Raw genomic sequence first — 10,166 nt, forward strand, 5'->3', positions numbered from 1 at the left:
GTGCGGGTGACCCGGACGGCCCGGGTGGCGCGGAGGGCTCCGGCGGCCCGGACGGGGCGGGGAATCCGGGCGGCGCGGGGGCCCCGGTCGAGGTGCCGCGGGCCGCGCGGGTGTGGCCCACGGGGGTGCGGCCCGCCGTGCTGCGCGGATGGGAGGCGCCGGCGTCGGAGTACGGACCGGGGCACCGCGGGGTGGACCTGGCGGCGGCCGTGGGGGCGGAGATCCGGTCCGTGGCGGCCGGGCGGGTGTCGTTCGCGGGGCGGGTGGCGGGGCGGGGCGTGGTGTCGGTGGAGCTGTCCGGCACCGGGGATCCGCCGCTGCGGACCACCTTCCAGCCGCTGGACCCGAGCGTCCGCAAGGGCGACGCGGTCTCCCCGGGCGCGCCGCTCGGCACGCTGGCCCCGGGCCCTCACTGCGGCGACGCGCCGTGCCTCCACTGGGGTCTGCGCCGCGGCAGGGCCTACCTCGACCCGCTGGCCCTCCTGCCTCCCTGGCTCCTCGCTCCCCGCCCGCCCCGTCTCCTGCCCGTCCCCCCGGACCTGCCCCTGCCGAAGGCGTGGCCCTGGGGCGGGTGAACGGCCGCCCTCCGCCCCGCGGGTCGCGGGGTCCGTCGTGCCGGGTCGTGTTCCGCGGGGCCGCGAGGGACGCCTGGGCGCGGCCTACGCCTGGTCGGCGGGGGGTGCGCCGAGGACGCCGTGGAGTGCCATGCCGACCGCGGCGTCGGTGATCTCCGCGGGCTCCTCGGCCGCCCCCAGCTCGATCCGCCGGACCGCCGCGTCGACGACCCCCTGCAGCAGCATGGCCGCCAGCCGCGGCTGTTCATGCCCCAGCTCCCGCAGCGCGCCGCCCAGCATCGCCACCAGCCCGCCGTGCGCCGCGCGGATCTTCTCCCGCGCCCCCTCGTCCAGTTCCCCCGCGGAGATGGCGACGACCGCCCTGTGCCGCCGGTCCCCGACCAGCGCCAGCTGCTGCCGCACGTAGGCCTCGACCTTCGCGGCCGGCCCCTCCGCCGCCGCCATGGCCGCCTCGACCTCGGCCGCCCAGACGGGGAAGTCGACCTCGCAGAGTTCCTCGACCACCGCCGCGCGGGAGCGGAAGTACTCGTAGACGGACGACCGCGCCAGTCCGGTCCGCTCGGCGAGCGCGGGGAAGGTCAGCGCCTCCGTACCGCCCTCGGACAGCAGGGAACGCGCGGCGTCCAGCAGTGCGGCCCGCTGCATCGACCTGTGCTCGGCCACGGAGGCCGCTCGAATCCTTGGCACGCCACCACTCTACGGAGGGGCGCAGGGAAGGACGCCGCCCGCCCAGCGGCTCCCAGGAGAACCTTCAGCGCCCGAAGCTCGCCAGCTTGGCCCTGAGCTGCAGCACCGACTTGGTGTGGATCTGGCTGACCCGGCTCTCCGTCACCCCGAGCACGTTGCCGATCTCGGCGAGGGTCAGGCCTTCGTAGTAGTACAGCGTGACCACCGTCTTCTCGCGGTCCGGCAGTATGTTGATGGCCCGGGCCAGCAGCCGCCGCAGCTCGCGGTCCTCGGCCACCTCGACCGGGTCGTCGGCGGCGGTGTCCTCCAGGGTCTCCATCAGGCTCATCCGCCCGCCGCCCTCGCCGCCGCCGTGCAGCACCTCCTCCAGGGCGACCACGTTGGCCAGCGAGAGCTGACTGAAGACGGCGTGCAGTTCCTCGACGGTGACGCCCATCTCCGCGGCCACCTCGGCCTCGGTCGGCGTGCGCCGCAGCCGCGCCTCCAGCGTGGCGTAGGCGCGCTCCACGTTCCGCGCCTTCTGCCGCACGGACCGCGGGATCCAGTCCAGGGCGCGCAGTTCGTCGATCATCGCGCCGCGGATCCGGGTGATCGCGTACGTCTCGAACTTGATCTCGCGGTCGACGTCGAACTTCTCGATCGCGTCGATCAGCCCGAAGACGCCGGAGGAGACGAAGTCGGCCTGTTCGACATTGGACGGCAGCCCCACGCTCACCCGGCCGGCGACGTACTTGACCAGGGGCGAGTAGTGCAGGATGAGCTGCTCCCGCAGCCGCTCGTCCCCGGTCGCCTTGTAGGTCCGCCACAGCTCGTCGACGGTCGAGGGAGCGGGAGGCCGCACGCTGCCCCGGGCCGCGGGGGTGACCGCCGCCGCCCGGTCGGGCCCGGAGGTGTGCTGGGGCATTCGTCGCCTTGTGCCGTTCTGCCGTGGTACCGGTCTCGCGCTCCGGCGCACCTGAGCGCCGGGGATCCTCGTGAGCGTAGCGCGACTGGAGCATCGCAGTCCGTGAAGGACGAACCGCCATCTATCCGCAGATACGTTCCTCCGGCATCCGCCCGGCGACGATCCGGAGCCCCGGCCCTCACCCGGCGTGACCACCCGGAAGGCCCAACTCCGGGTATTCGCAAGGGCGTCGGGACCACCCGGACGGCCGAGCGCTCCCCTCACGGCGGCCCGGCGCCGGCGCGCGCCGAGATCACCGCATGGCGTGTCAACTGCCATCCGTCGCCGTGTCGTTCGACATGTCCGAGCGAGCGGAGCTCGTAGAGCCTGGCGACCGCGTCGTCCGGCGTGGTCGCCGCCTCCCGGGCGATCTCCGCGACCCGGGCGGTGCCCCGGGCGGGCAGCGCGTCCAGGACCCGGCCGGCGTCGGCCCGCAGCAGGTCACGCGGCAGGAGCGGGCCCTCCGGCGTCTCCTTCAGCTCCCCCATCGCACCCACCAGCTCGATGACCTCGGCGGCGTCGGTCACCAGCACCGCCTCCTCCCGCAGCAGCTGGTGGACCCCGGTGGAGAGCCCGCTGGTGACCGGGCCGGGGACCCCCATGGTGAAGCGCCCTAGCCGGCGCGCCGCCCGGGCCGTGGACAGGGACCCGCTGCGGCGCGCCGCCTCGACGACCACCGTGCCCCGGGTGAGCGCGGCGATCACCCGGTTGCGGAGCACGAAGCGGGACGGCGTGGGGTGGTCGCCCGGAGGCAGCTCGCCGATGACCAGCCCCTGTTCCGCGATCCGGCCGAACAGCCGGGCGTGTCCGCGCGGGTAGGGCCGGTCCACCCCGCAGGCCAGCACGGCCACGGTGGCGCCGCCCGCGCCCAGCGCGCCCCGGTGCGCGGCTCCGTCGATCCCGTACGCCCCTCCGGAGACCACCACCCAGCCCCGCTCCGCGAGCTCGGCGGCCAGCCCGGCCGCGACGTGGGCGCCGTACTCGGTGCAGGCGCGGGCGCCCACCACGGCCACCGAGCGCAGCGCCCACATCCGCAGACTGGGCCGTCCGCGGATCCACAGGCCGATCGGCCGGGCGTCGCCCAGGTCGTCGAGCTGACTGGGCCATTCGGTGTCGCCCGGCACCACGAATCTCGCCCCGGTCTCCGCCGCGGCGGCGAGGTCACGCGCGGGGTCGGCCGCCTGCGCCCGCGCGCACAGGCCCGCCCAGCGTTCGGCCCGCACCCCGCCGAGGGGCCGGTCGCCCTCCCGCAGCCGCCGGACCAGGCCGGCCGGCCCGAGCTCCCGCACCCAGCGTCCGCCCGCCTCGTCCCCGGGTTCGAGCACCCGGGTGAGCCAGGCCCTCGCCCATCTGTCCTCCCGGCCGGGCGTCCCCGCCCCCGCCTCCGGCTCCGGCCCCGCGGCCGGCCCAGCAGCCGATGGCGTCTGCGGGGCCGGCGCCCCGTCTCCGGTCCCGCGGAGGGCGAGCTGCTCGCCCGCCTCCGGCCCCGCCGCCCCGGCGGCCGGTGGCCGCGCCGCCTCCCCGTTCACACCAGCTCCCCGATCGTCGTGGCGGCGCCCAGCCGGAACCCGGTGCGCAGTTCCACCGCGAAGGCGACGTCCTGGGCGTCGGGGCGGTCGCGCCCCACCAGGTCGGCCACCGTCCAGGCCACCCGCAGCACCCGGTCCAGGCCCCGCGCGGTGAGCGTGCCGCGCTCCAGGAGGCGCTCCGCGCGCTCCATGGCCCCCGGGGCTGCCCGCCAGCGGCCACGCAGTTCCCGGCCGGGAACCTCGCCGTTGGTCCGCCAGGGCGTTCCCGCCAGCCGCGCCGCGGTCCGCTCCCGCGCGGCCCGGACGCGGGCGGCGACGGTCGCCGAGGACTCCCCGCCGGCTCCTCGCGCGGCCAGCTCCGACCGCGTCACCGGCCCGACCTCCACCCGCAGGTCGACGCGGTCCAGGAGGGGCCCGGAGATCCGCGCCTGGTAGCGCCGCACCGAGTGCGGCGAGCACTCGCAGGCCTCGTCGTGCCGGGAGAACCGCCCGCAGGGGCAGGGATTGGCGGCCAGCACCATCAGGCATTTGGCCGGAAACCGCACCACTCCCTCGCTCCTCGCGATCACCACGTGCCCGGACTCCAGCGGCTGCCGCAGTGCGTCGAGCGCCGTCCGGCTGAACTCCGGAGCCTCGTCGAGGAAGAGCACGCCGCGATGGGCCAGCGAGACCGCGCCGGGCCGCGCGGCTCCCTTGCCGCCGCCGACCAGCGCCTGCATGGTGGCCGAGTGGTGCGGGGCGCAGTAGGGCGGCCGGTCGATCAGCGGACGGCCCGGCGGCAGGAGCCCGGCCACCGAGTGCACGGCGGTGACCTCCAGCGACTCCTGGCGCTCCAGCGCGGGCAGCAGTGTCGGCAGCCGCTCGGCCAGCATGGTCTTGCCCGTCCCCGGCGGGCCGGAGAGGAACAGGTGGTGTCCTCCGGCGGCGGCCACCTCCAGGGCGGCTCTCGGCCGCAGCCCTCCCACGACGTCGGCCAGGTCGCAGCCCTGCTCGGAGAGGACTCCGCCGGACGCCCCCACGGCCGCCGCGGCGCCGGGTAGCCGCAGACCGGCCAGCATCGGGTCCGGACGGCCCTCGGCCGCCGGTTCCTCCTCCGGCACCGGTGCGTCCGTCAGCACGGCGATCAGCTGCCGCAGGCTCCGGACGCCCAGCACCGACACCCCGGGCACCAGGGCCGCCTCGGCGGCCGCGCACTCGGGGACCACCACCTGCCGGTATCCGGCCTCGGCGGCGGCCAGCACCACCGGCAGGACGCCCCGGACCGGCCTGACCCGCCCGTCCAGGCCGAGCTCGCCGATCATCACCAGCTCGGCCAGCACGCCGGGGTCGATCAGCTCCGCCGCGCCCATCACGGCGCAGGCGACGGCCAGGTCGAACCCGCTGCCGCCCTTGGGCACCGAGGCCGGGCTGAGGCCGACGGTGAGCTTCTTCTGCGGCCAGGCGGCCCCTGAGTTGACCACCGCGGCCCGCACCCGGTCGCGGCTCTCGCTGAGGCTCTTGTCGGGCAGTCCCACCAGTGTGAACGCGGCGACTCCCGGTTCCAGGTCGGCCTGCACCTCGACCACCACCCCCTCGGCGCCGACCAGCGCCACGGAGCAGGTGCGCGCGAAGCCCATCTCAGGCCACCCCCCGCACGTGCTCGACCAGGGGCGCACCACGACGGGGCAGCAGCACGCCGACCAGGTCGATGCGGACCCCGCCCGGTGGCGCTCCGCCGTGCTCCTGCACCCACCGCTCGGCCAGCCCACGCAGCCGGGCGGCCTTGGCGGGCGTCACGGCGGCCATCGGATGCTCGAAGACGGCCTCCCCGGTCGCGGGGGCCCGGCGGGTCTTCACCTCGCAGACCACCACCGCGTCGCCGTCGCGCGCGACGATGTCGATCTCACCCGCGCGGCCGCCCCGCCAGTTGCGGTCCAGCACCGTCATGCCGGCCTCGGCCAGCCGCCGTGCGGCCAGCGTCTCGCCCCACGCGCCGAGGGCGGCGCGCGCCCCGCCTCCGCGGGCGGCCCGGCCGCCCTCGCCCCGGCCCGGCTCCCGCCTCCGGCCCCGGCCGGGTGCCCGGCCCTCCTCCGGCTCCCGGTTCCGTCCGGGCCCTCGGCCCGGGCCCGGCCCCCGGCCCCGCTCCGGCTCCTGGACCGCTCCCCGGCCCGCTTCCCGGCCCGCTTCCCGGCCCGTTTCCCGGACCGTCGGTCCGTCCGTACGTCGTGCGCCCATCCGGCACCACCTCCGCGGCCCACGATGGGCCGGGGAGGACATCCGTGTGGATCTTGGTGGAGGAACCTCCCCGGCACGGAAGAAGCCTCACCCTTTCGGGTGAGGCTTCATGTCCGCACTCGGCTGTTCGTCCACAGGTCAGCCGCCCGGGAGCTCCAGATCGGTCTTGTTGAGCTCCTCGATGTTCACGTCCTTGAAGGTGAGCACCCGTACCTTCTTGACGAAGCGGGCCGGCCGGTACATGTCCCAGACCCAGGCGTCGGCCATGGTGACCTCGAAGAACACCTCGCCCTGGACGGAGTGCACCTGCATGTCGTAGTCGTTGGTGAGGTAGAACCGCCGCTCGGTCTCGATCACGTAGGTGAACAGTCCGACGACGTCTCGGTACTCCCGGTAGAGCTTCAGCTCCATCTCGGTCTCGTACTTCTCGAGGTCCTCGGCGCTCATGGCATGTTCCCCTTCAGCCGTGCGGTCCCACCATTGTGCGTCAGTCCCACGAGCCCCTAGGCGATTTCCGGCGCAAGGGTCTCCGGCCCGGCGGGGGACCTTCGTCGAGCAGCCTGCGCGGCGGCCCGCCGAATCCCGTGGGATACACCGTCTCATGTGACCGCCCGAGTTCCCCACACGTCCACCACCGCGCTTCCCCCGAAAGTCGGCGCTCCGGGACGACACGGGTGGCACCGGCCCTGATCAGGCAGTACCACGGGCGTCGCCCCACAGCCGTCCGGACCGCCCGGGCGGCGCCTCAGCCACCGGCCCGGGCCGCTCCCCGGCGCCGGGCCAGCAGGCCCGCCACGGGACCGTGGGCGGCTCCGGCGAAGATCAGCAGGGCCCCGGCCGCCGCCAGGGCCACCTGGGTGCGCAGCGGGCCCGGGGCGGAGGGCTCGTCGCCGAGCACCCGGAAGCCGGTGGCGGGCTCCAGCATGCCGTCCACCGGCCACACCACGGCGTCCACCCGCCCCTTGACCGCGTCCCGGGAGACGGTCCCCGCGGCCTTCTCGGTGAGGTGCGCGGTCGAGTCCAGGGAGCCGGTGCGGTCGTCGCCCAGCAGGAACAGCCGGCCCTCGGGGACGGTGACCTCGGAGAAGGAGGCCGTCGCGGCGAACGGGTCGTCCCCGGTGTACGGCTCGTCGATCCGCTCGCCGTTCACGGTGAGCCCGCCCCCGGCGCAGCAGGAGACGGTGTCGCCGCCGACGGCGACGACGCGCTTGATCAGCGGGGCGTTCGCCCACTTCTCCTGCTCGAAGACCACGACGTCGCCACGCCGCACCTCGGAGCCGTCCACCCGCTCGGCCAGCACGCGGTCACCCGCGGCGATGGTGGGGTGCATGGACAGGGTGGGCACGGTGAACGGCATGTAGACCAGTGCGGCCCAGCCGAAGCCGCCGAGGAACAGCAGCGTGCCCAGGGCGACCGCCAGGCCCGACAGCCGCTGTCCCAGCCGTCCGCCGGCCGGCCCGCCGCTACCGGCGGCCGCGTCGCCGCCGCCCCTCGTCACGGCCGTGTCGGTACCGCTCTCGCTGCCCATGGCCCCGCACCCTACCCGGCGGTACGGGAGCTGGGCAGCCCTCTGGACGAGCGGCCCGGGCGGGCCGGCCCTGCCCAGGGCCCGCGACGAGCGCGGCCCGCCCCTCCGCGGTCGGAGGAACGGGCCGTTCGGCAGGAAACTCCCCGGACGCAGGACGCAGGACGCAGGACACCTGACGCCTGACGCCTGACGCAGGAGTGCGCCGGAGTGCGGGAAGGGGGACGCGGCGCCCCTACTTGTTCAGCGCGGGCTGGTCGAAGGTGTCCGGCACCGGCAGGGTGCCCCAGCGGTTGATCGGCCACGCCTTCACCACGGCCCGGCCGACGACGTCCTCCACGGGCACCATGCCCTTGTGGGGGTCGTCCTGGTTGTAGCGGGAGTCCCGGCTGTTCTGCCGGTGGTCGCCCATCACCCACAGGTAGCCCTCGGGCACCTTGACCTTGAACTGGCCGGTCTCGTCGGCGCTGCAGGGCGTGTTGCCCGGGAAGACGTAGGGCTCGTCGAGCGCCACGCCGTTGACCACCAGCTTGCCGGTGCCCCGGCACTCCACGGTGTCCCCGCCGACGCCCACCACGCGCTTGATCAGGTCCCGCTCCTCGGAGGACGGCATCAGGCCGATCCAGGTGAGGACCTTCTGGAAGGCGTTGGGCTCCTCCACCGGCTGGCCCGCCAGCCAATTGGAGGGGTCGTGGAAGACGATCACCTCGCCGCGCTCGGGTTCCGCCCCGAACCACGGGGTCAGCTTGTCGACCAGCACCCGGTCCCCGCGCTGCAGCGTGTTCTGCATGGAGTCCGAGGGGATGGAGAACGCCTGCAGCAGGAACGTCTTGATCAGCAGCGCCAGGACCAGCGCGATCACGACGAGCAGCGGTAGTTCCTTCCAGAAGGACCGCATCTGCTGGTTCGGGCGGCCTCGTCCCGACGCCCTGCCGCCGTCCTCGCCCGGAGCGCCGTCGGCCGGCCCGCCGGGTCCCTCGGGGTCGCTTCCGGGCGCCACGCCCTCACCCCGGTCCTGCGGGTCCGGCTCCGCGGAACGCCTCCGCCACCCGTCGCCGCCACCGGAACGTGCGCCAACCGCCGCATCCCCCACAAGAACTCCTCACTCCGTACCGCCGCCCGCCCGCTGCCCGGCGCGGGCCCACCACTCCCTTAACGAGCGGGAGTTCCCCAGGGCTCGGGAGGTGCCGGAATCCGTCGTCCGTCATCCCTCGTCCGTCCCGGCCGACCGGCCGGCCCCGGGGTCCTGCCACCCTATGCGAGCCGCGGCCCGCGGCGCCTACCCCCCGTCGGGCGGTCCGACGGACGAGAAGGTCTCCGGGGTGCTCAGGCGCGCCCAGTGCCCGACGGGCCAGGCCACGGCGACCGCCCGGCCCACCACGAGGTCCACGGAGACGGCCCCGCCGTACGGACCGTCCTGGTGCTCCCGGGAGTCCGCGGACCGCGAGCGGTGGTCGCCCATCACCCACAGGCTCCCCTCCGGCACCGTCACCTCGAACCGCTTCACGGACGCCTCGTCGCCCGGGTACAGGTAGTCCTCGTCCAGCGGGGTGCCGTTCACCGTCAGCCTGCCGTCCGTGTCGCAGCAGACCACCCGGTCGCCGCCGACGGCTATCACGCGCTTGATCAGGTCCTGTTCGTCGGCCGAGGGCAGCACGCCGACGAAGGCCAGCCCGTCCTTGATACCGCGGGTCACCGCGGACTCGTCGGCGATGCCGGCGATCTCGTCGCCCCGGAGCCAGCCGCCGGGGTCGCGGAACACCACCACGTCTCCCCGCTCCGGCTCCGACCCGAACCACGGGGAGAGTTTGTCCACGATCACCCGGTCGCCGATCCGGATGGTCTGCTCCATCGACCCGGACGGGATCACGAAGGCCTGGAACAGGAAGGTCTTCAGCAGCAGCGCGATCAGCAGCGCCACGCCCCCCAGCAGGGGGATCTCCCTGAGGACCGCCCGGCGCCGGCGGCGCTGCACCCGGCGGCGCAGCCTGCGCCGCTCCGCGCGTCCCGGCGGGCGCCCGGCGCCCTCCCCTTCCCCGCCCGCTCCGCGTGAGCGCCCGCGCCTACCCACGCGTGCCGTCCGCCGCGGGCACACCGTCGTAGGCGCCGGAACGTCCGATGCCCGTCCACCGCCCGGCCGGCCAGACGATCCAGTCGGCCCGCCCGGTGACGTCCTCCACGGGCACCATGCCCCCTCCCGGAGAGCCGAGGTGGTCCCTGGAGTCGCTGGACGCCGCGCGGTGGTCGCCCAGCAGGAAGAGCTTGCCCTCGGGCACCACCACGTCGAACGGCACCGCCGACGGGGCGTCGCCGCCCAGGAAGCCGGACTCGTCCACCGCCCGGCCGTTGACGCGCAGCCGGCCGTCGCGATCGCAGCAGACCACCCGGTCGCCGCCGACGCCCACCACCCGTTTGACGAAGTGACCCTCGCCGAACCGTTCGGTGCCGTCGAAGACCACCACGTCCCCGCGGGCGGGCTCGTCGCCGAACCGGTACGCCAGCTTGTTCACCAGTACCCGGTCGCCGGCCCGCAGGACCGGCTCCATGGACGAGCTGGGGATCTGGAAGGGCTGGGCCACGAACAGCGTGGTCAGCAGGAGGAAGAGCAGGCAGGCCACCGCGGTGAGCGTGAGGCCGCCACCCGGAACCCCGTCCCACGGGCCCCTGAAGCCCCTGACGACAGCGAAGCGGGG

At 75.3% G+C, this 10,166-nt stretch carries 10 protein-coding genes and 1 pseudogene; 1 reads left to right on the plus strand and 10 read right to left on the minus strand.

Annotation, left to right across the window (positions count from 1 at the left end):
- On the plus strand, nucleotides 1-575 hold a 575-nt coding region (locus A2U95_RS04830), incomplete at its 5' end, for a M23 family metallopeptidase (RefSeq protein WP_166020983.1).
- Nucleotides 576-659: 84 nt separating this feature from the next.
- Here A2U95_RS04830 and A2U95_RS04835 read toward each other — a convergent pair.
- The 10 genes and pseudogenes from A2U95_RS04835 to lepB (A2U95_RS04880) form a co-directional block, all read right to left on the minus strand.
- Nucleotides 660-1,238, minus strand: coding sequence for a TetR/AcrR family transcriptional regulator (locus tag A2U95_RS04835; RefSeq protein WP_166020984.1), 579 nt, complete (start codon nucleotides 1,236-1,238; stop codon nucleotides 660-662).
- A gap of 88 nt (nucleotides 1,239-1,326) precedes the next feature.
- The gene (gene whiG, locus A2U95_RS04840; protein ID WP_166020985.1) at nucleotides 1,327-2,166 is read right to left on the minus strand and encodes an RNA polymerase sigma factor WhiG; all 840 of its coding nucleotides are present in this window, start codon (nucleotides 2,164-2,166) and stop codon (nucleotides 1,327-1,329) included.
- A 260-nt stretch (nucleotides 2,167-2,426) separates the two neighbouring features.
- Nucleotides 2,427-3,530 (minus strand): DNA-processing protein DprA, encoded by a 1,104-nt coding sequence (gene dprA / locus A2U95_RS04845; protein WP_240957203.1) that lies wholly within the window; start codon nucleotides 3,528-3,530, stop codon nucleotides 2,427-2,429.
- A 200-nt stretch (nucleotides 3,531-3,730) separates the two neighbouring features.
- The gene (locus tag A2U95_RS04850; RefSeq protein WP_166020987.1) at nucleotides 3,731-5,350 is read right to left on the minus strand and encodes a YifB family Mg chelatase-like AAA ATPase; all 1,620 of its coding nucleotides are present in this window, start codon (nucleotides 5,348-5,350) and stop codon (nucleotides 3,731-3,733) included.
- Nucleotide 5,351: 1 nt separating this feature from the next.
- Nucleotides 5,352-5,690, minus strand: coding sequence for a YraN family protein (locus A2U95_RS04855; protein ID WP_166024831.1), 339 nt, complete (start codon nucleotides 5,688-5,690; stop codon nucleotides 5,352-5,354).
- 396 nt (nucleotides 5,691-6,086) lie between these two features.
- Nucleotides 6,087-6,395: a DUF2469 domain-containing protein gene (locus A2U95_RS04860; protein WP_108954178.1), complete on the minus strand. Its 309-nt coding sequence runs from the start codon at nucleotides 6,393-6,395 to the stop codon at nucleotides 6,087-6,089.
- A gap of 298 nt (nucleotides 6,396-6,693) precedes the next feature.
- Nucleotides 6,694-7,476, minus strand: coding sequence for a signal peptidase I (gene lepB, locus A2U95_RS04865; RefSeq protein WP_166020988.1), 783 nt, complete (start codon nucleotides 7,474-7,476; stop codon nucleotides 6,694-6,696).
- 232 nt (nucleotides 7,477-7,708) lie between these two features.
- Nucleotides 7,709-8,566: a signal peptidase I gene (lepB, locus tag A2U95_RS04870; RefSeq protein WP_166020989.1), complete on the minus strand. Its 858-nt coding sequence runs from the start codon at nucleotides 8,564-8,566 to the stop codon at nucleotides 7,709-7,711.
- A pseudogene (gene lepB, locus A2U95_RS04875) lies at nucleotides 8,478-9,544 on the minus strand (signal peptidase I). The gene lepB (A2U95_RS04870) and the pseudogene lepB (A2U95_RS04875) overlap by 89 nt, the downstream one beginning before the upstream one ends.
- The gene (lepB, locus tag A2U95_RS04880) at nucleotides 9,537-10,091 is read right to left on the minus strand and encodes a signal peptidase I (RefSeq protein WP_166020991.1); all 555 of its coding nucleotides are present in this window, start codon (nucleotides 10,089-10,091) and stop codon (nucleotides 9,537-9,539) included. The pseudogene lepB (A2U95_RS04875) and the gene lepB (A2U95_RS04880) overlap by 8 nt, the downstream one beginning before the upstream one ends.
- Nucleotides 10,092-10,166: the final 75 nt, after the last annotated feature.

This window comes from Streptomyces chilikensis (genome assembly GCF_001642695.1).
Taxonomy (GTDB): domain Bacteria; phylum Actinomycetota; class Actinomycetes; order Streptomycetales; family Streptomycetaceae; genus Streptomyces; species Streptomyces chilikensis.